Annotated in this window: 20 protein-coding genes; 8 read left to right on the top strand and 12 right to left on the bottom strand. The window is 68.3% G+C overall.

Going from position 1 to position 25,817, the window contains the following annotated elements; all coding sequences use genetic code 11:
- Nucleotides 1–20: 20 nt before the first annotated feature.
- The 5 genes from ACFVTM_RS08555 (at nt 21) to ACFVTM_RS08535 (ending at nt 6,982) form a co-directional block, all read left to right on the top strand.
- Entirely contained in the window at nt 21–1,109 is a 1,089-nt protein-coding gene (locus ACFVTM_RS08555) for a threonine aldolase family protein (protein WP_390202987.1), read from the top strand.
- Between the two features lie 72 nt (nt 1,110–1,181).
- The gene (locus ACFVTM_RS08550) at nt 1,182–1,826 is read left to right on the top strand and encodes a DUF3000 domain-containing protein (RefSeq protein WP_390202986.1); all 645 of its coding nucleotides are present in this window, start codon (nt 1,182–1,184) and stop codon (nt 1,824–1,826) included.
- Nucleotides 1,827–1,887: 61 nt separating this feature from the next.
- Nucleotides 1,888–3,246 carry an HRDC domain-containing protein gene (locus tag ACFVTM_RS08545; protein ID WP_390202985.1) on the top strand — a complete coding sequence of 453 codons (1,359 nt, stop codon included), beginning with the start codon at nt 1,888–1,890 and terminating at the stop codon, nt 3,244–3,246.
- A gap of 245 nt (nt 3,247–3,491) precedes the next feature.
- Nucleotides 3,492–4,733, top strand: a complete 1,242-nt coding sequence (locus tag ACFVTM_RS08540) for a thiolase family protein (RefSeq protein WP_390203221.1) — start codon at nt 3,492–3,494, stop codon at nt 4,731–4,733.
- Complete coding sequence (locus tag ACFVTM_RS08535) at nt 4,730–6,982, top strand: 3-hydroxyacyl-CoA dehydrogenase NAD-binding domain-containing protein (RefSeq protein ID WP_390202983.1); 2,253 nt, start codon at nt 4,730–4,732, stop codon at nt 6,980–6,982. Before ACFVTM_RS08540 ends, ACFVTM_RS08535 begins: the two co-directional genes overlap by 4 nt.
- A 132-nt stretch (nt 6,983–7,114) precedes the next feature.
- On the opposite strand, the gene ACFVTM_RS08530 is transcribed toward ACFVTM_RS08535, so the two are convergent.
- A complete protein-coding gene (locus ACFVTM_RS08530) occupies nt 7,115–7,762 on the bottom strand; it encodes a TetR/AcrR family transcriptional regulator (RefSeq protein ID WP_390202982.1) in 648 nt (215 codons plus the stop codon).
- Between the two features lie 68 nt (nt 7,763–7,830).
- Between ACFVTM_RS08530 and ACFVTM_RS08525 the strand changes: the two genes are divergently transcribed.
- Complete coding sequence (locus ACFVTM_RS08525; RefSeq protein ID WP_390202981.1) at nt 7,831–9,153, top strand: nucleotide disphospho-sugar-binding domain-containing protein; 1,323 nt, start codon at nt 7,831–7,833, stop codon at nt 9,151–9,153.
- 50 nt (nt 9,154–9,203) lie between these two features.
- Here the strand turns inward: ACFVTM_RS08525 and ACFVTM_RS08520 are convergent, their stop codons facing one another.
- From ACFVTM_RS08520 to ACFVTM_RS08470, 11 genes are all read right to left on the bottom strand, one after another.
- A complete protein-coding gene (locus tag ACFVTM_RS08520) occupies nt 9,204–10,727 on the bottom strand; it encodes an ABC transporter ATP-binding protein (protein WP_390202980.1) in 1,524 nt (507 codons plus the stop codon).
- Complete coding sequence (locus tag ACFVTM_RS08515; protein WP_390202979.1) at nt 10,724–11,497, bottom strand: energy-coupling factor transporter transmembrane component T; 774 nt, start codon at nt 11,495–11,497, stop codon at nt 10,724–10,726. Before ACFVTM_RS08515 ends, ACFVTM_RS08520 begins: the two co-directional genes overlap by 4 nt.
- An 89-nt stretch (nt 11,498–11,586) precedes the next feature.
- Complete coding sequence (locus tag ACFVTM_RS08510) at nt 11,587–12,426, bottom strand: ECF transporter S component (RefSeq protein ID WP_390202978.1); 840 nt, start codon at nt 12,424–12,426, stop codon at nt 11,587–11,589.
- Nucleotides 12,427–12,537: 111 nt separating this feature from the next.
- Nucleotides 12,538–13,581, bottom strand: coding sequence for a nucleoside hydrolase (locus ACFVTM_RS08505; RefSeq protein WP_390202977.1), 1,044 nt, complete (start codon nt 13,579–13,581; stop codon nt 12,538–12,540).
- Between the two features lie 86 nt (nt 13,582–13,667).
- Complete coding sequence (locus ACFVTM_RS08500; RefSeq protein ID WP_390202976.1) at nt 13,668–14,645, bottom strand: aldo/keto reductase; 978 nt, start codon at nt 14,643–14,645, stop codon at nt 13,668–13,670.
- Between the two features lie 108 nt (nt 14,646–14,753).
- Nucleotides 14,754–14,885: a hypothetical protein gene (locus tag ACFVTM_RS08495; protein ID WP_390202975.1), complete on the bottom strand. Its 132-nt coding sequence runs from the start codon at nt 14,883–14,885 to the stop codon at nt 14,754–14,756.
- Between the two features lie 169 nt (nt 14,886–15,054).
- Nucleotides 15,055–15,612, bottom strand: coding sequence for a hypothetical protein (locus tag ACFVTM_RS08490; RefSeq protein ID WP_390202974.1), 558 nt, complete (start codon nt 15,610–15,612; stop codon nt 15,055–15,057).
- A gap of 75 nt (nt 15,613–15,687) precedes the next feature.
- Nucleotides 15,688–17,661, bottom strand: coding sequence for a 1-deoxy-D-xylulose-5-phosphate synthase (gene dxs / locus ACFVTM_RS08485; RefSeq protein WP_390202973.1), 1,974 nt, complete (start codon nt 17,659–17,661; stop codon nt 15,688–15,690).
- 167 nt (nt 17,662–17,828) lie between these two features.
- Nucleotides 17,829–20,642 (bottom strand): aconitate hydratase, encoded by a 2,814-nt coding sequence (locus ACFVTM_RS08480; protein WP_390202972.1) that lies wholly within the window; start codon nt 20,640–20,642, stop codon nt 17,829–17,831.
- A 218-nt stretch (nt 20,643–20,860) separates the two neighbouring features.
- Nucleotides 20,861–22,228: a class I SAM-dependent RNA methyltransferase gene (locus ACFVTM_RS08475; RefSeq protein ID WP_390202971.1), complete on the bottom strand. Its 1,368-nt coding sequence runs from the start codon at nt 22,226–22,228 to the stop codon at nt 20,861–20,863.
- Nucleotides 22,225–24,201: an APC family permease gene (locus ACFVTM_RS08470; protein ID WP_390203220.1), complete on the bottom strand. Its 1,977-nt coding sequence runs from the start codon at nt 24,199–24,201 to the stop codon at nt 22,225–22,227. Before ACFVTM_RS08470 ends, ACFVTM_RS08475 begins: the two co-directional genes overlap by 4 nt.
- A 155-nt stretch (nt 24,202–24,356) precedes the next feature.
- Between ACFVTM_RS08470 and ACFVTM_RS08465 the strand changes: the two genes are divergently transcribed.
- Both ACFVTM_RS08465 and ACFVTM_RS08460 read left to right on the top strand, forming a co-directional pair.
- On the top strand, nt 24,357–25,028 hold the full coding sequence (locus tag ACFVTM_RS08465) for a potassium channel family protein (RefSeq protein WP_390202970.1): 672 nt from the start codon (nt 24,357–24,359) through the stop codon (nt 25,026–25,028).
- Complete coding sequence (locus tag ACFVTM_RS08460; RefSeq protein WP_390202969.1) at nt 25,029–25,772, top strand: potassium channel family protein; 744 nt, start codon at nt 25,029–25,031, stop codon at nt 25,770–25,772.
- The last annotated feature ends 45 nt before the right edge of the window (nt 25,773–25,817 follow it).

Here is a 25,817-nt window from a genome sequence, read left to right as displayed (position 1 = left end):
CTGAAAGCGTGAGCAAAGCGATGACTAGCACAGTTGAAAATGCCCTTGCCAGCACTGCGGTGCGGCTCCACGATCCGTCCGTCCGCGGCTTCGCCTCGGACAACTATTCCGGCGTGCACCCGGAGGTCCTCGCGGCCCTGGCCGCCGCCAACGAGGGCCACCAGGTCTCCTACGGCGAAGACGAGTACACCGCCCGCCTGCAGCACCTGATGGAAGAGCACTTCGGCGAAGGCATCGAGTGCTTCCCCGTCTTCAACGGCACCGGCGCCAACGTCCTGTCCCTGCAGTCGCTGCTGCCGCGCTGGGGTGCCGTCATTTGCGCCTCCACCGCCCACATCAACATGGACGAAAACGGCGCACCGGAGCGCATCGGCGGCATCAAGCTGCTGCAGGTCCCCACCGGCGACGGCAAGCTCACGCCGGCACTGATCGACCAGGAGGCCTGGGGTTGGGGCGATGAGCACCGCGCCCAGCCGCTGGCCGTCTCCATTACCCAGACCACCGAGCTTGGCACCTGCTACACCCCGGACGAGGTCCGCGCCATCGCGGAGCATGTCCACGCCAAGGGCATGAAACTGCACATGGACGGCGCCCGGCTGGCCAACGCCGCAGCCCACCTCGGCGTCCCGCTGCGGGCCTTCACCCGCGACGCCGGCGTGGACATCCTGTCCTTCGGCGGCACGAAGAACGGCCTGCTCTTCGGCGAGGTTGTCATCGCGCTGAACCCGGAGGCCGCCCACGGCCTGGTCTACCTGCGCAAGATGAACATGCAGCTGGCGTCCAAGATGCGCTTCATGTCCGCCCAGTTCATTGCCCTGCTCGAGGGTGACCTGTGGCTGCGGTCGGCCTCGCACGCCAATGCCATGGCCTCCCGGCTGCGCGCCGGCGTCGAGGGGATCCCCGGCGTCGGACTGAGCCAGAAGACCGAGTCCAACGGCGTCTTCGCCGTCCTGCCTGCCGGCGTCGCGGACCGGCTGCGCCAGTCCTTCCGCTTCTACGACTGGAACGAGGCGGCCCGCGAGGTCCGCTGGATGTGCTCCTTCGACACCACCGAGGAAGACGTTGATTCCTTCATCGCGGCCATCAAGCGCGAGCTCGCGGCCGCCTGAGCCCTGCATGGCTTCCCCTGCCCGGCGGCGAGCCTGCCGGGCAGGGGCACGGCCGTTGCATAACCTTCCAAGGTGAGCTCCCTCGATCAGGTCCCGGCAGATTTCCTCTTCGCCCTGGGGACCCTTCGACAGGCACGCTGCCGCAGCGAGCTGCATCTGGATGAAATTCCAGCACCGTCGCGGCTGGCGCCGTTCGCCGTGGCTCTCGGGGCCGAGGTCATCGGCCCCGGTGCCCCCGCCAGTGGCCCCGTCCACGGCCCGGCCGCCGCAGCCCTGGCACGGGCATCCGCCAGCGACGACGTCGAACTGGCCACCGGCCGCTTCATCCTGCTCCACGATCCGGACGGCTCCGCCGTGTGGGACGGGGAGTTCAGGATTGTCACTTACATCCGCGCCCAGCTGGAACCCGAAATGGGCAACGATGCGCTCCTCGGATCGGTGGCGTGGGCCTGGCTCGTCGAGGCGCTGGAGAACCATCAGGCCCCCTACCGCTCCGCCGGCGGCACGGCCACCAGGGTGCTTTCGGAGAGCTTTGGCACCCTGTCCGACCGGCCGGATTCGATCGACATCGAGCTGCGGGCCTCCTGGACACCGGCCACCCCGGATATCACCTCGCACCTCGAGGCGTGGTCGGACATGGTCTGCACGTTCGCCGGACTGCCGCCGCTGCCCGAGGGCGTCACCCCCCTTCCCCGCCGCCCCCGCGGACACGCATGAGGCGCATGTTCCGCCACGGTCACGGCCTTATACGCCATGTTGTCGGTAAACTGTAGAGACCATGACCCCTCAAAATCCGGAAATCAGCACGGCCGGCGCCATACGCAATACGACCGAAGCCACTGACACCACAGCCCATATCACGGTGGAAGGCTTCGACAGCCTGGTCCCTGAAGTGATCGACCTCGACGTTCCCCGCGACGGCGTGCCACTGGTCATTGAAACGCAGTCCGGACTCGAACGCTGCGCGGCGGCCCTCGCAGCCGGCCACGGCCCAGCGGGCGTGGACGCGGAGCGGGCCTCAGGTTTCCGCTACGGCCAGCGCGCCTTCCTTGTCCAGATCCGGCGCGAAGGCTCCGGGACCTGGCTGATCGACCCCGAACCGTTCGGCGACCTGAGCATCATCAATGACGCGCTGCGCGGCGTCGAATGGATCCTGCACGCCGCCAGCCAGGACCTGCCCTGCCTGTCCGAGCTCGGTATGTGGCCGGACAAGCTCTTCGACACCGAGCTCGCCGCGCGCCTGGCCGGGCTGCCCCGGGTGGGCCTCGCCGCCGTCATCGAACAGCTCCTGGGCTTCGGCCTGGCGAAGGAACACTCCGCCGCCGACTGGTCCACGCGCCCGCTGCCCGAACCGTGGCTGCGCTATGCCGCGCTCGACGTCGAAGTCCTGACCGAACTGCGCGAGGAACTGATCGAACTCCTCGTGGCGGATGAGAAGCTGGAGTACGCCGAGCAGGAATTCGCCGCCATCCTCGAGGCCGGGCAGGCCCCGCCGCGGGTTGATCCGTGGCGCAAGACGTCCGGGTTGCACCAGATCCGTGACCGCCGCCAACTGGCCGCAGTCCGGGAGTTGTGGCTGGAACGCGATTCCCTGGCCCAGAAGCGCGACGTCGCCCCGGGCCGGCTGATCCCCGATTCCGCCCTGGTCGCCGCCGCCAAGGCCATGCCTTCCACGGTCCCCCAACTCCTTGGCACCAAGGGCTTCCACGGCCGCGCCGCCCAGCGCGAAGCGCCCCGCTGGCTGCGCTGCATCAGCACAGCCCGGGCCCTGGAGGACCTGCCGCCGCTGCACCTGCCCACCAACGCTCCCCCGCCCCCGCGTGTCTGGGCGGACCGCGATCCGGAGGCCGCAGCGAGGCTCGCCACCGCCCGTCCGAAACTCCAGGCCAGGGCCGAGGAACTGAACCTGCCGGTGGAAAACCTGCTCACTCCGGACTACCTGCGCCGGGTCGCGTGGCGTCCGCCGGCAGAGCTCAGCGAGGAAGGCGTGGCCGAGGAACTGGCGAACCTCGGCGCGCGCCAGTGGCAGATCGAAATTACTGCCCCGCTGATCGCCGAGTCCTTTCTGCACCCCGAGCCGCTGCCCGTGAAGGAGCCCAAGGCGTCCGCCGAGGCGCCCTCCCGTTCCGCGGTCTAGGACGTCCGCCCGAGGCCGCTCCCCCTCCTCCTTGCCAGCTATGTTACTGGCGAGTAACATGATTCATGATGTCGCCCGGACCCCTCCTGCCTGTGGCAAGCCCTGCCACAGACACGGTTCCGGCACCATGTCTCAATGAGGAGCCCCACGTGAGCGAAGCCCGCACCAGCGGAAAAACCAGTAGCGGAAACCACACCGGCGGAAAAAGCGGCAGCGCGCGTCCCCGCACCGCGGGTCCCCGCGCCGTGCGCGAGGTCGTCTTTGTCGACGGCGTCCGCACCCCCTTCGGCCGCGCGGGCGAAAAAGGCATCTACGCCGGCACCCGCGCCGACGACCTCGTGGTCAAGTGCATCCGTGAGCTGATGCGCCGCAACCCCTCCCTTCCGGCGGACCGGATCGACGAGGTCGCGATCGCCGCCACCACCCAGACAGGCGACCAGGGCCTGACCATCGGCCGCACGGCCGCCCTGCTGGCCGGACTCCCCCGGACCGTGCCCGGCTTCGCGATCGACCGCATGTGCGCCGGCGCCATGACTGCGGTGACCACGACGGCGAGCGGCATCGGCTTCGGCGCGTACGACGTCGTGATTGCCGGCGGCGTGGAACACATGGGCAACCATCCGATGGGCGCCGGGGCGGACCCCAACCCGCGCTTCATGTCCGAAAGGATCGTGGACCCGGCAGCCTTGAACATGGGCAACACCGCCGAGAACCTGCACGACCGCTTCCCGGCCATCACCAAGGCCCGCGCCGACGCCTACGCCGTCGCCTCGCAGGACAAGCTCGCCGCGGCCTACGCCAACGGCCAGATCCAGTCCGGCCTGGTGCCGGTCGCCACGATGAAGCCGGGCCAGGGCTGGACCGTCAACACCGTGGACGAACCGCCGCGCCCCGGAACCTCGCTGGGGGACCTCGCCGCGCTCAAGACCCCGTTCCGCGCCCACGGCCGGGTCACCGCGGGCAACGCCGCCGGCCTCAACGATGGCGCCACCGCCGCCCTGCTGGCATCCGCCGACGCCGCCGAGGAACTCGGACTGCCGGTCAGGATGCGCCTGGTCGCCTACGCCTTCGCCGGCGTGGAACCCGAGGTGATGGGCATTGGCCCGGTCCCGGCCACCGAAAAAGCACTCAAGAACGCCGGCCTCGGCATCGGGGACATCGGCCTTTTCGAGATCAACGAGGCCTTCGCCGTTCAGGTCCTGAGCTTCCTGGACCACTTCGGGATCGCCGACGACGACCCCCGCGTCAACCGCTACGGCGGCGCGATCGCCGTCGGGCACCCGCTCGCATCCTCCGGGGTCCGGCTGATGAACCAGCTGGCCCGGCAGTTCGAGGAGGACCCCACAGTCCGCTATGGCATGACCACCATGTGCATCGGACTGGGCATGGGCGCCACCGTAATCTGGGAGAACCCGCATCACGCGGACTACGGTACCGAGACAAACCCGGCAGGGACCACCGCCACCGAGACTGGAGCCACAGCATGAGCGCCGCTGATTTCCGCAAGCTTGCCGATCTCTTCCCGAACGAGACGGTCACCCATTCCTATGTCCAGGACATCGAGCTGCCGCCCGTCGACGGGAAGAGCCCCGGCACCTTCGCGCTGGTCACGCTCGACAACGGCCTGGACCATTCCAAGCCCACCACCCTCGGTCCGAACACCCTGATTGAACTCGGCACGGTCCTGGAAGGGCTCAGGGAACGGGCCGCCCGCGGCGAGATTGCCGGCGTCGGCGTGACCGGCAAGCCCTACTTCCTCGTGGCCGGCGCCGACCTCTCCACCGTCAAGTCGGTCAGCGGACGCGAGCAGGGCCTGTGGATGGCCCAGCTGGGCCACGACGTGTACTCGACCCTGGCCAACCTGGGCGTGCCGAGCTTCGCGTTCATCAACGGCCTGGCCCTGGGCGGCGGTCTGGAGATCGCGCTGCAGTCCACCTACCGCACGGTCTCGTCCGGAGCCGGCGCGCTGGCCCTGCCCGAGGCATTCATCGGACTGATCCCGGGCTGGGGCGGGGTCTATATCCTGCCCCGGCTCATCGGGCCCGAGAACGCACTCAAGGTGATGATCGAAAACCCGCTCAGCAACAACCGCACCCTCACCGGCCCGCAGGCTTACGAACTCGGCGTTGCGGATGCGATGTTCGAACCGGCAGACTTCGTCGAACAGTCCGTCGCGTGGGCGGCCCAAGTCCTTGCCGGCGCGGTGGCGCCGGAGCGGACCAACGCCGTCGACCCTTCCGACGCCGACGTCGCGGCCCGCTGGGCGGCCGCCATCGCCAAGGGCCGCGCCTTCGTGGAGGCCAAGACCTCCAACGCCTCGCCGGCGCCGGCGAAGGTCCTGGACGTCATGGACGCCAACCGCACCCTCACCCAGGCGCAGTCCGCGGCGCTCGAATGCGAGACTCTCGCGGACCTCATGCAGACCGACGAGTTCCGCTCCACCGTCTATGCTTTCCTGGACCTCGTGCAGCGGCGCGCCAAGCGCCCGGCCGGGGCGCCGGACCGCAAGCTCGCCCGCCCGGTGACGAAGATCGGCGTCGTGGGCGCCGGGCTGATGGCGAGCCAGCTGGCCCTGCTACTCGCCCGCCAGCTCAAGGTTCCGGTGGTGCTGACGGACATCGACCAGGCCCGCGTGGACAAGGGTGTTGGCTACGTCCACGCCGAGGTGGACAAGCTGCTGGCGAAGGGACGGATCAGCCCCGACGCCGCCAACCGCACCCGCGGGCTGGTCACAGGATCTGTTTCCAAGGAGGCTTTCGCTGACGCCGACTTCGTCATCGAGGCCGTGTTCGAGGAACTCAATGTCAAGAAGCAGGTTTTCAAGGAGGTCGAGGCGATCGTCTCGCCCGAGTGCATCCTCGCCACGAACACATCCTCGCTCTCCGTCACCGCCATGGCCGAAGACCTGGAACACCCGGAGCGACTGGTCGGCTTCCACTTCTTCAACCCGGTGGCAGTCATGCCGCTGCTGGAGATCGTCCGCGCGCCAAAGACCGACGACGCCGTGCTGGCCACCGCGTTCGAGCTCGCGAAGGGGCTCAAGAAGTCGGCCGTGCTGGTCAAGGATGCCCCGGCGTTTGTGGTCAACCGCGTCCTGCTGCGCCTCATGGGCGAGGTGACCGCGGCCTTCGACGAGGGCACGCCCGCCGAGGTGGCAGACAACGCGCTGCGCCCGATGGGCCTGCCCATGACGCCGTTCGTCCTCGGCGCCATGGTGGGCCTGCCGGTCGCGCAGCACGTCCAGGAATCCCTGCACGCCGCCTTCCCGGACCGCTTCACCGTCTCAGGGAACCTCCAGGCGCTGATCGACAACGGCGTGAAGTCCATCTGGGCCGCGCAGAATGGGACACCGGAAAACGGGGCAGTGCGGTCAGATCCGGGCGGCAAGCCGTTCATCCCGGCCGAATCCCTGGCGCTGATGTCCTTCGGGAGCACTCCATCCACCGGCGAGGAGGTGCTGCGACGGACGCAGGACGCGCTGGCGGAGGAAATCGGACTCATGCTCGAGGAAGGCGTCGTGGCAGGCCCCGAGGACATCGACCTCTGTATGATTCTTGGCGCTGGCTGGCCAATGTTCCTCGGAGGCATCACGCCGTATCTGGACCGCGTCGGGGCCTCAGAGCGCACCAACGGCAGGAAGTTCCTGGCGCCCGGGGTGGCGTCCGCACCGGCCGTGTGCAATCCGGCCGCGTCCGATCCGGCCGCGTCCGATCCGGCCGTGTCCGATCCGGCCTAGGGCCCGGCAACGACGTCGGCGCCGCCGTCTGGACTTTGGTCCGGACGGCGGGGCGACGCCTGGACTGCATGTCCCTTGCGGTCCGGGCGGCGGTGCTGAGGATAGAGGCGCGCGTGTTTGGTGCCGCTCGGATCATTTTCCCGGTGCCAGCGCCGCCTCGAGAACCACCCGCTGCAGCCAGGCGAGATAGCGCTGCGGCGCCCAACCGGCCTGCACCACGAGGTGTTCATGCTGGTAGGGCGACGTCAGCAGCCACAGCGTCAAGGCCACCTCCTCAAGCGGAATATCCGTTCGAAGGCCTCCGCGCTGCTGCAGCAACCCGGTAACTTTCAGGAAGTCGGCCCGGATGCGCTCCTGCAATCCCGCATGCGCCGACGCTATTTCCGGGTCGCCCTGCGCGGCAGCCGCCATGGCCTGCCACAGCCGCCCTACCCTGCCGTTGAGCTCCGCCGCGAAGCCGGCCAGGCCAAGGAGTCCCTCGCGGGCATCCTCCTGGGCCAGCACGGCCTGGGCCTCGGGCGATTCCAGGATCGACCGGCCGCCGTCCACGCCCACCGACGCCATTTCCAGGGCGGCCAGCAGCAGCCGCTTCTTGGGCCCGTGGGTCTGGACCGTTTCGACGGACACACCCGCGTCCGTGGCGATGGCGCCGAGGGTCGTGGCCGTGAATCCTTTCGCCGCGAAGCAGCGGCCGGCCGATTCGAGCACGCGTTGGCGCGTGGCGGAGGCCTGTTCTTCTCGCAATGCCGACCGGTAGCGCCTCGGACGGGAAGTTTCCATAACCATATTGACTACTGTCTCACAGTAATGAAAACTGATGCAACGTACTCATCCAACAAGGAGACATCATGGCATCGGTACTCGTCTGCTCCAGCCCTTTGGTCGGCCACGTCACGCCGATGCTCGCCGTCGCCGCCGGCCTGGTTGAGCACGGGCACGACGTCCGCTTCCTCACCGGCCAGCGCTTCGAACGGCAGGTATCCCGGACCGGCGCCACGTTCATCCCGCTGCCACCGGAGGCGGATTTCGACGACACCAGCCTGGATACCGCCTTCCCCGGCCGCATCGGTCTGAAGGGACCGAAAGGCATCCGCTTCGATATCCGGGAGATCTTCATGCGCCCGGGCAAGGCCCAGTACCAGGCGATCCTTGCCGCATCCGCAGAACGCCGTGTAGATGCTGTGCTGGCCGAATCGTTGTTCATGGGTGCGGCGTTGCTGCTTGCCGGGCCGTCGGGCAACCGGCCGGCGGTCATCAACTGCGGGATCGTCCCGCTCAGTCTCGCCAGCCGCGATACCGCCCCGTACGGGCTGGGGATCGAGCCGATGCCGGGCTGGCCCGGCCGGGTGCGGAACCTGGCCATGCAGGCCCTGACCGAGAAGGTGGTCTTCGGCCCGGTGCAGAAGTACGCCAATGAAATCTCGAGGGATTCCACGGGCTCGCCCTTCCCGACCTTCTTCATGGACTGGCCGCGCGCCGCGGACCATGTAGCCCAGTTCACCGTTGCGGACTTCGAATACCCGCGCTCCGACCTCCCCGAGACGGTGCACTTTGTGGGCCCGGTATCGCAGGGCGGCAAGGGCACTTCGAACGGGACACGCGAAGCCGAGCTTCCCGAATGGTGGGCCGACCTCGACGCCGGCCGCCCCGTCGTCCACGTCACCCAGGGCACCGTCGCCAACAGGGAATTCGATGACCTGGTCCGCCCCACAATGGAAGGCCTGGCACAGGACGACGTCCTGGTGGTGGTCACTACCGGCGGCCGGCCCGTGGACTCCCTCGCCGGCCCGCTGCCCGGGAACGTCCGCGTCGCCTCCTACCTGCCCTATGACCAACTGCTTCCCAAGACCGACGTCCTGGTCACCAACGGAGGATACGGCGGCGTGCAGTTCGCGCTGCGGCACGGCGTCCCGCTGGTGGTGGCCGGCCAAACCGAGGAAAAGGCCGAAGTATCCGCCCGCGTGGCCTGGTCCGGCACCGGAATCAACCTGCGCACCAACCGGGCCACGCCCGAGGCCGCCGCCAAAGCTGTCCGCACTGTCCTGGCCGACAGCTCGTACAGGGAAGCCAGCAGCCGCATCGGCAGTGCGATCCGCGCCTCCCGCGGCGTCGACGAGCTGGCAGATCTTGTCGAGGGCGTCTGCCGTGACAAGTCTGTGGAACGGGATTAGACAGAAGCGGCATTAGACAAAGTGGGATCAAGCTAAACAGCGGTACCCGTTCAGAGTGCCCTCAGTCGGCCGCCCTTGAGTTCCAGGACACGGTGCGCGTTCTGCCGTGCGTAGCCCAGGTCGTGGGTGACCATCACGACGGCGGCACCGCGCTCGGCGGCGCGGACGACGGCGCCCTGCAGCGCCTCGAGGCCGTGCCGGTCCAGCCCAACGGTGGGCTCGTCCAGGGCCAACACCGCGGGTTCGCGGGCCAGGACCGTGGCGAGGGCGAGCAGCCGTTGCTTGGAGGCAGACAGTTCGGCCGGGTGGACTGACTCCATCGCGGATAGGCCTACCGTGGCCAGCGCCGCCCGGGCCTTGCCCACGGCTTCGGCTTTCCCGAACAGCTGCCGGAGTCCGAACGCGGCTTCCCGCAGGACCGTCCGTTCGAATAGCTGGTCCCGGGGGTGCTGGAACAACAGGCCCATGGAGGCGGCGACTGTTCCCACCGGCACGGCGGCGATGCTGCGCCCGCAGACCAGCACTTCCCCCTCCGAGGGCCGCAGCAGTCCGTTGAAGTGGCGGAGCAGCGTCGATTTGCCGGCGCCGTTGGGCCCGGTGACGGCGACGATCTCGCCCGGCCGCACGGCGAAGTCCACGTCCCGGAGGACCCATGCCGGCACACCGGTGCCCCGCCGCCGCGGGCCCTGTCCGTAGCCGAACCCTACCCGCCGCAATTCGAGCGATGCCTGCCCGGCACCGCCGGGCCCAATAGCGCCGGGTCCGCCAACGCTGGCGTCCGCAACGCCGGCGCCGGGTCCGACGATAACTCCGGTGCGACCCAGTTCGGCCGAGCCGCCCAGTTGCGCCGGCGCTCCGGCCGCGACCACAGTCCCGCCGTCGAGCACGCTCCAGTGCGTGGCTTCCCCGGCGAGGCGGTCCACCGCCTGGCTCAACACGACGACGCCGGTGCCCGTGCGGCAGAGGCTGCGGACCAGCTCCTCAATCTGTGCTGCCCCGGCCGCGTCCAGCGATGCCAGCGGCTCGTCCAGGATGAGTACGTCAGGTTCTGCGATGACGGCGCAGGCCACGGCGAGCCTGCGCAGCTCTCCCCCGGAGAGCGTAGCCGGGTCCCGGTCCAGCAGGTCTGATAGTCCCGTCCGCGCGGCCGTACGCTCCACCGCGCGGAGCATGTCCGCCCGCGGTGTCGCGCGGTTTTCCAGGCCGAAGGCCAGCTCCTCCGCGACTGTGGCGCGAACGGTGGAGAGCATGGCGGCCGGGTCCTGGGGAACGAAGGCCACGCGGCGCGACCATTCGGCGGGGTTGATCCGGGGATCCCCGGGCATGCCGTGGAAGTCCAGCCGGGTGCCGTCGAGTTCCAGGCTGCCGCGGAATTGGCCCGCGAGACCGGCGCGGAGCCAGCCGGCCAGCAGTTTGCCCAGCGTGGATTTTCCGCTTCCGGAGCCGCCCAGGACGGCGGTCAGGGTCCCGGGGATGACCGAGATCGCTGCATCGGTCAGGACCGGGGTGTCCTCGCCGTGGAACGTGAACGCCTCGATCCGGATCCGCAGCGCCGTCCGCGTGGTCGCGGTCATGAGGGCGCCCCGGCGGGCCAGGAGGCAAGAATCCGCCCGGTGACGGCGGCTGCTGCGAGCACCAGGGCAGCAGCCCGGAACCGCCGCTGGGCGGGCGGGTCGGCAACTTCGCGGTAGCTGGTCCGGCGTCCCGGGCTGCCGAAGCCGCGGGCGTCGAGCGCCTGGGCGCGGCTGCCGGCGTCGTCGATCAGGGCGAGCACCAGCGGCACCATCTGCAGGCGGAGTGCGCCAAGGCGGGACAGCAAGCCGCGCCGGACCACCAGCCCGCGGGTTTCCTGGGCCTGCCGGATCCGGTCCAGGCGGTCCGCGACGGCGGGCAGGAGCGTGAGGGTGGAGGCCAGCACAAAGCCGAACTGCGGCGGGATCCTGCGCGCGGCGAGGGCGGAGACGAGGTCGGGAACGCTCACGGTGAAGGAGAAGAGCAGGAGCACCAGGACGCAGGCGGTGGTCCGGGTTCCGAGCTCCAGCGCGAACGCCAGGCCTTCGGCGGTGACCCGGGCGGGGCCCCACTGGGCCAGGACGGTCTGGCCTTCGGGGAAGAACAGGCCGTGCAGCACCAGCAGTGACAGGCACAGTGGCGTGAGGATCACGGCCGCGGCTGGCAGGACTCGGCCCGCGACACCGCGGCGCACCGCGATGACCGCCGCGGCGAGTGCCACGGCGACAGACAGCGGCCAGCTGGCGGCCGCCGTCGTGACGACGGCGGTGCAGGCGGCCGCGGTCAGCGCGGTGAGGGGGTGGAGGCGCTGTGTCATGGAGGGGACGGTCATGGAGGGACTGTCATGGAAGGGACGGTCATGGTAGCGGTGTCACAGCGGGGTGTCGCAGTTGCTGTCGCAGTGTCACGCAGTCACGGTGCTCAGGCGTCCGTCTTTGCCGGCGCTGCCGGTGCTGCCGGGGCCTTGCCGGCGAGCACGCGGTAGCGCCGCACGAAGGGGAACTGGTAGGTGGTCCGGCGGGGCAGGGCGTAGGCGAGCAGCGCTGCGATCGCGAAGACGATCGCCTTGTCCATGGGGTCCGAAATCAGCGCCTGCTTGGTGATGGCGGCCAGGAGCGTGTCCCCCATGGCGCGGAAGGCGCTGACGATCGCCCCGGTGCCGAGGCCTGACGTGCCGCCAAAGACGAACGCGGCGATCGGTGCGGAGACGACGCCGGCCAGGATGCCGGTGGCGAAGCCGGCGAAGGGGGCGAGGTAGAAGCGGCGGAACAGGCCGGCGCGGGCGGCCATGCCGGCAAGGAAACCGATGAGGGCGGCGCCGGCGGCGAAGGGCAGGACGGTGGGGTTGAAGAAGGACCAGACGATGCTGCTCAGCGCTCCCGTGGCGGCACCGGCGGCCGGTCCGGCGAGGACGGCGATCAGGACGGTGCCGATCGCGTCGATGTAGAACGGCAGGCCGGTGCTGCCCATGAGCTGTCCGAGGACCACATTCAGGACCAGTGCCACGGGGATGAGGACCAGGGTGGAGGTGGGAAGGACCGGCAGGACGGCCACAATCAGCAGGACTGCGCCGAGCAGGAAGCCGCCGAGGGCCACAAGGGCCGAGAAGCTGGCCGGGCCGTTGGCGATGTCCGCGGGCTGGGTCAGCACCAGGAAGATGTACGTGGCGGCGATGGCGGCGGCGCCTGCGATTTCGAGCAGGCGGCGGCCGCGGCCGGCCGCCTGTCCAGGGGCGGTGACGGTAAGGGCTGGCTGTGACATGGAGTGGTCCTTTGGCTGGGTGCGACAAGATCCGCCTCATGTCACCTCGGCGCAGCTACCATCTTAGCGATCAGCTGATACGCCCGGGAACTCCCTCCGGCCCGCCCAGCCTCAGGCCGGCGGTGACTTCGAGGTCGCTGACCCCGTGCCCACGGCGCGTGCGAGGGCGCCGACCGAGGAAATCAGCTCGTCGAAACAGCGCTCCGGGACGTTGTCGGAGACAATCCTGGCGTTCGGCGGCAGCCCCCACAGCCCGCGGTAGTCGGCCACCGTGGTGCCGATCAGCAGCGGGGCGTCCGTTTCGACGTCGACCGTGGCCAGCCGGGTGGCGAACGGCGTCCGTCCCGCGGCAACGCAGGCCGCGAAGGCGTCGTGCACGTGCGCCACGTAGCCCTGGTCGTAGAGCCGGTGGAATTCCATATAGAAGCGCAGGGCATCGGACAGGCAGGCGACCAGGGGGTTCTCGGACACGCTCCGCTGGCCTTCGGGCTGCTCCGGGAGGACGAGTTCAGGCTCCGGCGCACCGGCAGCCTCGCCGAGGCGGCGCAGGTGATCCGGGTGCATTTCGATCCGCTCGGTCATTTCCAGGGCACACAGGATCGGCAGTTTGTCCTCCGGCAGGCCGCGATAGGCGGCAAACACTTCCTTGGCCGCGTGGGGGTCCACCGAAGTGTTCCACTCCGCTGTCGGCGTCGTGTTGCCTTGGTAGTAGAAGCACCCGCCCATGATGACGAGTCTCTTGAGCAGCCGCGGGAGTTCGGGTTCCCGGCGCAGTGCCAGGGCGAAGTTAGTCAGCGGACCGGTAATCAGGCCGGTGATCTCCCCCGGGTGCGCCCGCACCTCCTCCACCCACACGTCGACGGCGTGCCGCGCCGAGATCTGCTGGGCCGGCGGCGGCAGCTCGGCATAGCCGATCCCCTGCGGCCCGTGGGTCTCCTCGGTGGTCACCAGCGGGATCTCCAGCGGGACCTCGGCGCCGATGGCCACCTCCACACCCCCGCGGCCGCACAGCTCGAGCAGGGCCAGGCTGTTCAGCGCCACCTGCCGGGCCCCGACATTCCCGGCCGTGCAGGTGATCGCCTGGAGGCGCACCTCGGGCCGGGACAGCAGGTAGACCAGGGCCAGGGCGTCATCGATCCCGGTGTCGAGGTCCATCAGGATTGAATTCGCGCCGGCAGCACCCGCCGCGGAGGTGCCCAGGGCCAAGCCGCTCAGGGCCGGAGCGTTCAGGGCTGGGTCGTTCAGAACAGGGCCACCTTGGGCGTGCGCGGGAAGAGGTCGTCCAGCTCGGCGAGATCGGCATGGCTGGGAATCCAGGCCACGGCGGCGGCATTTTGGCGTACCTGCTCCGGCGTGGTGGCGCCGGCGATGACGCTGCTGACGGACGGCTGCGCGGCAAGCCACGAGAACGCCACCTGGACCTCATTGAGCCCGCGTGCGGCGGCGAACTCGCCGAAGGCACCCAGCTGTTCCCAGTCGGCGTCGTGGACCAGGTTGGTGCGCGTGTGGCTGAGCCGGGACCCCTCAGGGGCGGCGCCCTTGGAGTATTTGCCGGTGAGCAGGCCGTTGGCGAGCGGGAAGTACGGCAGGACACCCAGGCCGTAGGCTTCGGCCGCGGGGGTGACCTCGAGTTCGGCGCGCCGGTCCAGGAGGTTGTAGTGGTTCTGGCTGGAGATGAAGCGTGCTCCCCCGCGGGCGCGGGCCACGAACTCGGCCTCGGCGAGCTGCCAGCCGGCCCGGTTGGAGTGGCCGATGTAGCGGACCTTGCCGCTCGTCACGAGCTCGTCCAGGGCCGCGAGCGTCTCGTCGATGGGGGTCAGCGGGTCCGGGGTGTGGAACTGGTAGAGGTCGATCCAGTCCGTGCCGAGCCGGCGCAGCGAGGCTTCCGCTGCCTTGATGATGTAGCGGCGGGATCCGCGCGCGCCGAAGTCCTCGCCGTTGGCGCCGCGCATGTCCATGCCGAACTTGGTGCCGATGACGGCGTCGTCCCGGCGGGAGCCAAGGGCCTGGCCAAGCATGGACTCGCTGAGCCCGGGTTCCCGGCCGTAGGTATCGGCGACGTCAAAGAAGGTGATCCCGGCATCCAGGGCTGCATGGACGACGGCGTCCGTGCCCTCCTGAGATTCAGTTACGGTCCCAGGCCGGCCCAGATTGTTGCAGCCAAGCCCCACGGCCGAGACGGATAGTCCGGAATTTCCCACGCGGCGGTATTCAGTCATGGATTCAGCCTATATCGGCCAGGCTGGCGTCCCGTTCAAGCCCGCCGCCGGGGCGGGACTTCCGCGGCCCGGGGGCCCGGCAGCGGCCGGGTGCGCTGGCCGGTGCCGCTACCCTGCCGGCAGTTCCAGCCCGTGCTCGTCCATGGCGTCCTGGAGCTGCGCGAGGGTTCGCGGGCAAACGCCCGGCATGCCGGCAAGCCGGCGCCGGCCAAGCTGCACGAGATGTTCGAGGGTTTCCACCCCCGCGTGCGCGAGCGACTTGCGCGCCGGCGCATCGAGACCTGCCGGGAGTGGCGTGCTGCCTGGTCGAGAGGGTTTTCGCGTCACTGCGTTGCCTTCCAGTCGGTTGCCCCCAAACTGATGTGAGCCGTGCCCGGCTCCTTACCGGTAATGCGCAAACAAGTGTTGCCTAGAGCGTGAAGCTGTTGGCCGGTTTCGGTGAGTACTTGAGTTTAAAAGTCTCCTCGCCAAACGGCGCGGCGCCAATGCTTAATTTGGTGAAATCGAGGTCCTCACCCCTGATGCAGACCTTGATGGCGTTGACGGTCTTGTTGACGTCGGGCGTGAGGCAGAAGATGTTGAGCCGCGCGTCGGAAAACTCGCTGCGATCCACAATCCCCAGTCCCCGCCAGGCCAGGTGGCTGATCAGGGCGTCTTTGGCTTTTTCCTCGAGGTAACGGTCGCGGCTGGTCCCGTCTTTGGTCTTCAGCGCGTACTGGGCCACCACCCAGGATTGCTCCTCCACCGGGATTTCGGCGTAACCATCCTCGGCGCACTGCGCAGCGAACGCGTCCATGAGGCGCTCGGCGGCCTCGGCGTCCACGACGTCGGTCTCCTCGGTCTTGCTCTGGTGCCCGACGACGCCGTGGTTCATCACGAACTGGCTGTAGTCCTCGTCGAACCAGGCTTCCCTGAACTGCAGGATGCCCTCATCGTCACGCTTGTAAACCCTGATAATTCCACTCATATGCCAGTTCCTTCCTGGACCGTCCGGCGCCGGAAGGTATGGCGCCGCACGGATCGTGCTCAACAGATGGGCTGCCTAGAGCAGCGGCAGGCTGCCGGTGCTGGGGTGTTCCTGGCCGGGCAGGGGGCGCGCAAACGGCACCTTGGTGCCCAGGACCTGGGCAACGACGTCGTGCGTGATCTGCTGGGCGGTCATCCCGACGCGTTCGAGCACCTGGCTGCGGGTGCCGTGTTCGAGGAACTCCACCGGGAGGCCGACCTCGTTGAGGGCGGTGTCCACGCCTGCTGCACGCATCTCCTGGCGGATCCGGGAACCGACGCCGCCGGCCCGCACACCGTCCTCGATGCAAATGACCAGGCGGTGGCGTGCGGCGAGGTCGATGATGGACCGCCGGACCGGGAGGACCCAGCGGGGATCCACCACGGTGGAACTGATGCCCTGGGCGCCAAGCCGGCTGGAGACGTCCAATGCCAGTTCAGACATGGCGCCCACGCTGACGATCAGGACGTCGTTCTCGTTGGAGCCCTCGGGGCGGCGGGCCAGCACGTCCGCGCCGTCGTCGAGGCGTTCAATGGCCTCAACTTCGGCACCGACGCTGCCCTTGGAGTAGCGGATCACGCTGGGGGCGTCTTCGATGGCCACGGCCTCGCGCAGTTCCTCCCGCAGCCGGGTGGCGTCGCGGGGTGCCGCGAGGTGCAGCCCGGGGACGATCTGGACCATGGCCATGTCCCACATGCCGTGGTGGCTCGCGCCGTCGGGTCCGGTGACGCCGGCCCGGTCCAGGACGATCGTGACGCCGGCCTTGTGCAGGGCCACATCCATCAGCAGCTGGTCGAACGCACGGTTCAGGAACGTCGCGTAGACCGCGACCACCGGGTGCAGTCCCCCGAACGCCATGCCGGCGGCCGAGGTGAGGGCGTGCTGTTCAGCGATGCCGACGTCGAACACCCGCTCCGGGTGCCGGGCGGCGAACTTGTGCAGCCCGACCGGAATCAGCATGGCGCCGGTGATGCCGACGATGTCCTTGCGTTCGTCGGCGATGTCGGCGATCTCGTCGGCGAAGACGGCGGTCCAGGATTTGGCGCCGCCGGCCTCGGTGGGAGCGCCGGTCTCCGGATCAATGATCCCCACGGCATGGAACTGGTCCGCTTCGTGGGCGCGGGCCGGGGCGTAGCCGTGGCCCTTTTCCGTCATGGCGTGCACGATCACGGGGCCGGCGTAGTTCCGGGCCGTGGCGAGTGCGTTTTCCATGGCCTGGAGGTTGTGGCCGTCGACGGGACCGATGTACTTCATGCCGAGGTCCTCGAACATGCCCTGCGGGGCCCACCAGTCCTTGATGCCCTTCTTCATGGCGTGCAGGCTCTTGTAGGTGAACTGGCCCGCGGGCCCGCCGTTCTGCAGTTTGCGCTTCCACCAGTCGAGCGTGCCCTCGTAGGAGGGGGCAGCGCGGAGGGAATCGATCGTGGGGCGCAGGGACGCGAGGTGGTCGGCGAGCCCGCCGACGGTCGGGGCGTAGGAGCGGCCGTTGTCGTTGACCACAATCACCACCCGGCGCTTCTTGTCCGCCGCGATGTTGTTGATGGCCTCCCAGGCCATGCCGCCGGTCAGGGCGCCGTCGCCCACCACCGCGACGACGAAGCGGTCGCCGTCGCCGGTCAGCTGCCGGGCGCGGGAGATGCCGTCGGCCCAGGACAGCGACGAGGACGCGTGTGAGCTTTCGACGATGTCGTGCTCGGACTCTCCGCGGTCGGGGTAGCCGGACAGGCCGCCCTGCTGGCGAAGCGTGCTGAAGTCCTGCCGTCCGGTGAGGAGCTTGTGCACGTAGGACTGGTGCCCTGTGTCGAAAACGATGCTGTCGCGGGGGGAATCGAAGATCCGGTGCACCGCGATGGTGAGCTCGACGACGCCGAGGTTCGGGCCCAGGTGCCCTCCCGTTTGGGAGACGTTGCCGATCAGGAAATCCCTGACTTCGGCTGCCAGCTGTTCCAGCTGCGCCTCGGACAACTTACTCAGGTCCTGCGGATTCCGGATGGTGTCCAAGATTCCCAACGGCCCCTCCTTCGGGTGGTAGACATGCCTTTTAACTCTAACGCCTCGGGACGGGCCGCCGCGCCGGACGCCGGCAGCGGTCCCTGAACCGGGTACGCAAAGGCCCCGGCCGGTCAGTGACCGGCCAGGGCCTCTGTTGCTATTCCTCCTCGCGGGAGGAAGCTGCGCTAGTTCGCGGAGATCTGGCGCAGGACGTACTGCAGGATCCCGCCGTTGCGGTAATAGTCCGCCTCGCCCGGGGTATCGATGCGCAGCACGGCGTCGAAGGACGTGACGGAACCGTCTTCGGCGGTGGCGGTGACCTTGAGGGTCTTCGGCGTGGTGCCTTCGTTCAGGGCGGTGACGCCCTCAACTGCGAAGGTTTCCGTGCCGGTCAGGCCCAGGCTGGCGGCGTTCTGGCCGGCCGGGTACTGCAGCGGCAGGACGCCCATGCCGATCAGGTTGGAGCGGTGGATGCGCTCGTAGCTCTCGGCCACCACAGCCTTGACGCCCAGCAGCGCGGTGCCCTTGGCAGCCCAGTCACGGGACGAACCGGAGCCGTACTCCTTGCCGGCCAGGACCACCAGCGGGGTGCCGGCGGCCTGGTAGTTCTGCGCGGCGTCGTAGACGTAAGCCTGCGGGCCGTCAGCCTGGCTGAAGTCGCGGGTGAAGCCGCCCTCCACGCCGTCCAGGAGCTGGTTCTTGATGCGGATGTTCGCGAACGTGCCGCGGATCATGACCTCGTGGTTGCCACGGCGTGAGCCGTAGGAGTTGAAGTCCTTGCGCTCCACACCGTTGGCCAGCAGGTACTGGCCGGCAGGGGTGTCCGACTTGAAGGAACCGGCCGGGGAGATGTGGTCCGTGGTCACGGAGTCGCCGAGCTTGAGCAGCACGCGCGCACCGGTGATGTCCTGGACCGGCTCCGGCTGGGCCTTCATGCCCTCGAAGTACGGGGGCTTGCGGACGTACGTGGACTTCTCGTCCCAGGCGAAGGTGTCGCCGGCCGGGGTGTCGAGCGCCTTCCAGCGCTCGTCGCCTTCGAAGACGCCTTCGTAGCCGCGGGCAAACATGTCCTTGTCGATCGAGGAGTCGATGACCTGCTGGACCTCGACCGGGTTCGGCCAGATGTCCTTCAGGAAGACGTCGTTGCCGGCCTCGTCCTGGCCCAGGGCGTCGGTGTCGAAGTCGAAGTCCATGGATCCGGCCAGGGCGTAGGCGATGACCAGCGGCGGGGAGGCCAGGTAGTTCATCTTCACGTCCGGGTTGATCCGGCCTTCGAAGTTGCGGTTGCCGGACAGCACGGCGGTGACGGAGAGGTCGTTGGCCTGGATGGCCTCGGAGATCTCGGCGTCGAGCGGGCCGGAGTTGCCGATGCAGGTAGCGCAGCCGTAGCCCACGATGTAGAAGCCAAGCTTCTCCAGGTACGGGGTCAGGCCGGACTTGTTGTAGTAGTCGGTGACTACCTTGGAACCGGGAGCCACGGAGGTCTTGACCCACGGCTTGGACGTCAGACCCTTGTCGACGGCGTTGCGGGCCAGCAGTGCGGCGGCCAGCATCACGGACGGGTTGGACGTGTTGGTGCACGAGGTGATCGAGGCGATCGACACAGCGCCGTGGTCCAGCTCGAACTCGCGTCCGTCCGCGGTCTTGACGCTGACCGTGTTGGACGGGCGGCCGTTGGCCTTCGGGCCGTGTCCGTGCGGTGCCACGTCGCTGAGGTGCGATGCGGAGGACGTGAACGAGGGCGCGTCCGAAGCCGGGAAGCTTTCGTCGATCGCCTCGTCCAGGCTTCCGCCGGCGAGGTCTTCCTTCACGTAGTTGCGCAGGTCCTCGCGGAACTGGGCCTTGGACTCGCTGAGGATGATGCGGTCCTGTGGGCGCTTCGGGCCGGAGATCGACGGGACAACCGTGGACAGGTCCAGCTCGAGGTATTCGGAGAACTTGATTTCGCGGGAGGGATCGTGCCAGAGGCCCTGTTCCTTCGCGTAGGTCTCCACGAGGGCTACGTTCTCCTCGGACCGGCCGGTGAGGCGCAGGTAGTCGAGGGTGACGTCGTCGATCGGGAACATCGCGGCGGTGGAGCCGAACTCCGGGCTCATGTTGCCGATGGTGGCGCGGTTGGCCAGCGGCACAGCCGCCACGCCTTCGCCGTAGAACTCGACGAACTTGCCGACCACACCGTGCTGGCGCAGCTGCTCGGTGATGGTGAGGACGACGTCGGTGGCGGTGGCGCCGGCCGGGATGGAGCCGGTGAGCTTGAAGCCGACGACGCGCGGGATGAGCATGGAGACGGGCTGGCCGAGCATGGCGGCCTCTGCCTCGATGCCGCCGACGCCCCAGCCGAGCACGCCCAGGCCGTTGACCATGGTGGTGTGCGAGTCGGTGCCGACGCAGGTGTCCGGGTAGGCGCGGACGACGCCGTCAACTTCGCGGGTCATGACAGTGCGGGCCAGGTACTCGATGTTGACCTGGTGCACGATGCCGGTGCCCGGGGGGACAACCTTGAAGTCGTCGAATGCGGTCTGGCCCCAGCGCAGGAACTGGTAGCGCTCACCGTTGCGCTGGTATTCGATCTCCATGTTGCGCTCTAGTGCGCCGGAGTTGCCGAAGGCGTCAATCTGGACCGAGTGGTCAATGACCATTTCGGCCGGTGCCAAGGGGTTGACCCGCTTCGGGTCACCGCCGAGCTCCTTGACGGCCTCACGCATGGTGGCGAGGTCAACGACGCAGGGCACGCCGGTGAAGTCCTGCATGATCACGCGCGCCGGCGTGAACTGGATCTCGGTGTCGGGCTCGGAGCTGGGGTCCCAGCCTGCAAGCGCACGGACGTGGTCGGCCGTGATGTTGGCACCGTCCTCGGTCCTCAACAGGTTTTCAAGCAATACCTTGAGGCTGAACGGAAGGTTTTCTGCACCTTCGACGGAGTTCAACCGGAAAATTTCGTATTCGGTTCCGGCTACATTAAGTTTGCCTTTTGAACCGAAGCTGTCCACAATGCTCATCGCAGGACTCCTCTCGCAACAGTTTCATCTTTGTCGCGCCGCTGGACCCAAGCTAGTTAGGTCGGCCTAACTAATACAGGCATCAGTACATCGTGGTACTGATGCAGGTAAGAACGCAGGGAACGGCCGTTGCATGAACGCCAATTCATTGAGAGCAATTCACTAACGGCATTGTTGATGCAGCGCGACGACGGACTACTACGCCCATCCTAGTGGCATCACCGCTGGGGAGTCAGCAACGCCACAGTCTCCATGTGATGGGTGTGCGGGTAGAGGTCGAAGGCACGCAGACCGGCCATCCCCCAGCCGCCCTGCCGGAAGTAGCCGAGGTCCCGGGCAAACGACGCCGGGTCACAGGACACATAGGCGACGGCCCGGGGACCGGCGTCGATCAGCTGCTTGACCACGGCTTTGCCGGCACCGGCCCGCGGCGGGTCCAGGATCAGGGCATCGAAGTTGCGGGGTTTCTGCCGCAGCACCCGCTCCACGCGGCCCTGGACGATCTCCACTTGGGTGGCATCGTGCAGGTTCTTGCGTGCATCACGGCTGGTGCCGGGCGCACCCTCGACCGAGAGCACGGATCCGGTCACGCCCACGGCATCGGCCAGCGGTGCCGTGAACAGCCCGGCACCGGCGTACAGGTCCGCCACCACCGAACCCGGCGCGAGGTAGCCGCCGTCGTGCAGGAACCCGGTCACAGCACCGACGAGCGTCTCCGGGGCGTCCCTGTGGATCTGCCAGAAGCCGTCGCCGGTAACCCGATAGTCGTGGCCGGCCGCGGTCTCCTGGACATAGGTGCGGCCGCGCAGCTGCAGCACCTCGCCGGTGGCCGGGTCCAGGCTGGCCACCGAGACGTCGTCGGGGAATTGGGCCAGGATGACACCGAGCCGTTTGGACCGGGTTCCCGGGGCGGGCACGAGCAGCACGAGCGGCCGGGAGCCGTTCGCCGGGGCGGCGACCTCGATGCGGTCGATGCCCTGCAGGTCCATTTCCCAGAGCCGGAGTGCGTTGATGCCGTCCACGGCCAGCGGCATTTCGCGCACGGGCAGGATGGCGTCAGAGCGGTGGGCGTGCATGCCGAGCTTGCCCGCCGGCGTCACGGCGAAGCCGGCGCGGGTCCGCCAACCGAGGCCGGCCGCGGGGCCGGTACCGGCCGGCACGCCCGTCCCGGTAGCCGTGCCGACGGCTTCGACGTCGGCACGGAGTTCGACGCCGGCCAGCCGCTTGAGCTGTTCGGCCAGGACGTCCGCCTTGAGGCTGCGCTGGCGGGGCAGCGAAATATGGCCCAGTTCGGCGCCGCCGACGGGTGCATGCCGGTGCGACCAGGAGCGCGCCGAATCCGCGAGGTCCCAGAAGTGCGGGACGCGGTCCGGGGAGGATTCCAGGACCTCCACCACATCAGCGCGCCAGAATTTGGCGGACGGGCCGTCGTCGGTGAGCCGGACCCGGACCTTCTCGCCGGGAATGCCGTGCCGGACGAACACGACGCGTCCCTCATGCCGGGCCACGCAGTGCCCGCCGTGGGCGACGGGTCCGACGTCGACGACGAGGTCGGCGTGGGTGTGGGTCCGGGTGTCGGGGGTCATTGGATATCCTGCATGTTCTTGGCTTCTTCGGACGATTTCAGCTGCCACGGCACACTGGCCACCATGACCCCGGGCTCGAAGTGCAGCCGGGTCTTGATGCGCAGCGCGGTCTGGTTGTGGACCAGCTGCTCCCACCATTTGCCCACGACGTACTCGGGGATGTAGACCACGATCAGGTCGCGGGGCGAATCGCGGCGCATGTTCTTGATGTACTCCATGATCGGAGTCACGGTTTCGCGGAACGGGCTGGCAAGCACGGTCAGGGGGACCGGGATTTCGAGTTTCTCCCAGTCCGCGACAGTCGCCTCGGTCTCCTCCGGGCTGATGTCCACGGTGATGGCGTCCAGCCGCGAGGGGCGTGAGGCCCGGGCGTAGGCAAGGGCGCGCAGCACCGGTTTGCGCACGTGCGAGACGAGCAGCACGGCGTGCACCCGGGTGGGCAGGGCACGCGGCGAGGAGTCCTCGTCCACGGCGAGTTCCTTGGCCACGTTGTCATAGTGCGCCCGGATGCTCCACATGATCAGGAACAGCACGAACATTGCCAGCAGCGCGATCCAGGCGCCCTGCGAGAATTTGGTGATCAGGACGATCACCAGGACCAGGCCGGTCATCCCGAAGCCCACGGTGTTGATGGTCCGGGACTTGATGATCCGCAGCCGCACGGCGGGGTCCTTGGAGAGTTTCAGTTCCCGGCCCCAGTGCCGGATCATGCCCAGCTGGCTCATGGTGAAGGAGATGAAGACGCCCACGATGTAGAGCTGGATGAGCTTTGTGACGTCGGCATCGAAGGCGATGATCAGCACCAGGGCGCCTGCCGCCAGGGCCAGGACGCCGTTGCTGAAGGCCAGCCGGTCCCCACGGGTGCGCAGCTGGCGCGGCAGGTAGCCGTCCTGCGCCAGGATCGAGCCGAGCACCGGGAAGCCGTTGAACGCGGTGTTGGAGGCGAACACGAGGATGACGCCGGTGGCGGCCACCACGATGTAGAACGGGATGGACCCCCCGCCGAAGACGGTCTGCGCGATCTGGCTGATGGCCGGGTTCTGGATGTAGCCCTCCTCCAACGGCTTGCCGTTCAGGAGGAACTCCGTGGCCGGATCCTGCACGATGTGCACCTTGGTGGCGTTGGCCAGGTAAATGATGCCGGCGAGCATGGCGGAGGCGATCACACCGAGCAGCAGCAGCGTGGTGGCGGCGTTCTTGCTCTTGGGCTTCTGGAAGTTGGGCACGCCGTTGCTGATGGCCTCGACGCCGGTCAGGGCCGCGGCGCCCGATGAGAAGGCCCGCAGCAGCAGGAACGCGCCGGCCAGCCCGACGAGTCCTTCGTCGAAGCCCGGCTCCGGCACGATCGTGAACGCCGCCGACGGCGCCTGCCCCAGCTGCCCGGTCACGGCCTGGAAGACCCCGACGGCGGTCATGCCCAGGATGGACGCCATGAAGATGTAGGTCGGCACCGCGAAGACGCTGCCGGCTTCCCGGATGCCGCGCAGGTTCACGAGGGCCAGGATCACGACGCCGATAGTGGCGATCGCGGCCTGCTGCCCGTGCAGGGAAGGCACAGCGGTGGTCAGGTAGGTCGCGGCCGAGGACATGGACACGGCCACGGTCAGCACATAGTCGACCAGCAGCGCGGAGGCTACGGTCAGGCCCGCATACTTGCCCAGGTTCACGTTGGCGATCTCGTAGTCGCCGCCGCCGGAGGGGTAGGCGTGGACGTTCTGGCGGTAGGAGGCCACCACGGTCAAGAGCACCACCATGACGGCGAGCCCGACCAGCGGCGAGACGGCCACGGCACTTACACCGGCCAGGGCCAGCGTGAGGAGGATTTCATCCGGCGCATACGCCACGGAGGACAGTGCGTCCGAGGCGAAAATGGGGAGCGCGATCCGCTTCGGCAAGAGGGTGTGGGCCAGACGGTCGTTCCGGAAGGGCTTGCCTACCAGCACCCGCTTCACGGCATTGAAAATTGTCAGCACCACACAAAACTAGTCTGATTCGGACGCGATGTCATGACGGCGAAGTTGGCGCGCACAGGAACCTCGCCCGGGCCCCCGTGGCCGTGGCCTTCCGCCGCCGCGTGGCCGGTAGAGTTTTACGCAGTATCTGACGTAAGAACCAACAGGAGGCCCATGTGGCGCACTTCGTGATCATGGGTTGTGGCCGTGTCGGGTCAACCCTGGCACACACGCTCGAGGACGCAGGCCATTCCGTGGCCATCATCGACCAGGACGACCGCGCCTTCCGGCGGCTCCGGGCAGGGTTTTCCGGCCGGAAGGTCACGGGAGTCGGGTTTGACCGGGAGACGATGAAGCGGGCCGGCGTCGAGGAAGCCTACGCCTTCGCCGCCGTCTCCAGCGGCGACAACTCCAACATCCTCGCCACCCGGGTGGCGCGGGAGACCTTCCACGTTCCTCATGTGGTGGCCAGGATCTATGATCCGGGCCGCGCCGAAATCTACCAGCGCCTCGGCATTCCCACGGTCGCCGCGGTGCGCTGGAGCGCCGACCAGGTGCTGCGCCGCATTCTGCCCGAACAGCACATCGCCGGCGACTACCGGGAGCCCTCGGGCCGGCTGGTCCTCGCCGAAGTGGACCTCAACCCCGACTGGATCGGGCACCCGGTCTCCTCGATCGAGAAGGCGGCGGGCATCCGCGTCGCGTACCTGACCCGGTTCGGCGAGGGCATGCTGCCCGCTGCCGGCACGTCCTATCAGGACGGGGACACCGTCCACGCCATGCTGAACGTGGACCGGAGCTCCGAGATCGGCCACATTCTCGCCAAATCCCCCGCCAAGGAGTCCTAAGTGAAAGTCGTCATCGTCGGTGCCGGAAGCGTCGGTTCCTCGATCGCCCGCGAGCTGCTGGCCCACAAGCACGAAATCCTGCTGATCGACGAGAAGCCCGAGGTCATCGGCCGCAGCGGCCTGCGCGGCGCGCACTGGCTGGTCGGCGATGCCTGCGAGCTGAGCACGCTGCAGGACGCCAAACTTGAGGACGCCGACGTCGTGGTCTCCGCCACCGGTGACGACAAGGTCAACCTGGTGGTCTCCCTGCTGGCCAAGACGGAATTCGGCGTCGGGCGGACCGTCGGCCGGGTCAACAACCCCAAGAACGACTGGATGTTCGACGACTCCTGGGGCGTCGACGTCGCGGTCAACACCCCGCAGCTCATGACCGCCCTCGTGGAGGAGGCGGTGGAGATCGGTGACCTCGTCCGGCTGCTGACGCTTCAGACCGGGGTGTCATCGCTGGTGGAGTTCACGGTTCCGCACGACTCCCATGTGATCGGCCTGACCGTGGGCGATGTCCAGTGGCCCGAGGACTCCACCCTCGTGGCGATCCTGCGGGACCAGGCGCCCATCACGCCGAGCCGGGACGACGTGATCGACGGCGGCGACGAACTGTTCTTTGTGACCACGATCGCGGCCGAGGACGAACTCCGCGCCCTGCTGGCACCGGAATCCCCGCTCGAGGACCAGCACCCCGTGACCTCGGACAAGCACGGCCACGGCACCCAGCCGGCCGAGGACGACGGCTTCGAAGGCTAACCCCTCCTTAACCTACAGATGCGCTGTCAGTTGTGGTCGTTCCCA

This window comes from Arthrobacter sp. NPDC058130, assembly GCF_042884475.1.
GTDB lineage: Bacteria > Actinomycetota > Actinomycetes > Actinomycetales > Micrococcaceae > Arthrobacter.
This window is presented reverse-complemented; position numbering and strand designations above follow the sequence as displayed.

Coding starts and splice junctions, on each gene's coding strand:
- ACFVTM_RS08555 (WP_390202987.1), top strand. CDS start 21: ATGACTAGCACAGTTGAAAATGCCCTTGCCAGCACTGCGGTGCGGCTC.
- ACFVTM_RS08545 (WP_390202985.1), top strand. CDS start 1,888: ATGACCCCTCAAAATCCGGAAATCAGCACGGCCGGCGCCATACGCAAT.
- ACFVTM_RS08535 (WP_390202983.1), top strand. CDS start 4,730: ATGAGCGCCGCTGATTTCCGCAAGCTTGCCGATCTCTTCCCGAACGAG.
- ACFVTM_RS08530 (WP_390202982.1), bottom strand. CDS start 7,762: ATGGAAACTTCCCGTCCGAGGCGCTACCGGTCGGCATTGCGAGAAGAA.
- ACFVTM_RS08525 (WP_390202981.1), top strand. CDS start 7,831: ATGGCATCGGTACTCGTCTGCTCCAGCCCTTTGGTCGGCCACGTCACG.
- ACFVTM_RS08520 (WP_390202980.1), bottom strand. CDS start 10,727: ATGACCGCGACCACGCGGACGGCGCTGCGGATCCGGATCGAGGCGTTC.
- ACFVTM_RS08515 (WP_390202979.1), bottom strand. CDS start 11,497: ATGACCGTCCCCTCCATGACACAGCGCCTCCACCCCCTCACCGCGCTG.
- ACFVTM_RS08510 (WP_390202978.1), bottom strand. CDS start 12,426: ATGTCACAGCCAGCCCTTACCGTCACCGCCCCTGGACAGGCGGCCGGC.
- ACFVTM_RS08505 (WP_390202977.1), bottom strand. CDS start 13,581: ATGGACCTCGACACCGGGATCGATGACGCCCTGGCCCTGGTCTACCTG.
- ACFVTM_RS08500 (WP_390202976.1), bottom strand. CDS start 14,645: ATGACTGAATACCGCCGCGTGGGAAATTCCGGACTATCCGTCTCGGCC.
- ACFVTM_RS08490 (WP_390202974.1), bottom strand. CDS start 15,612: ATGAGTGGAATTATCAGGGTTTACAAGCGTGACGATGAGGGCATCCTG.
- ACFVTM_RS08480 (WP_390202972.1), bottom strand. CDS start 20,642: ATGAGCATTGTGGACAGCTTCGGTTCAAAAGGCAAACTTAATGTAGCC.
- ACFVTM_RS08475 (WP_390202971.1), bottom strand. CDS start 22,228: ATGACCCCCGACACCCGGACCCACACCCACGCCGACCTCGTCGTCGAC.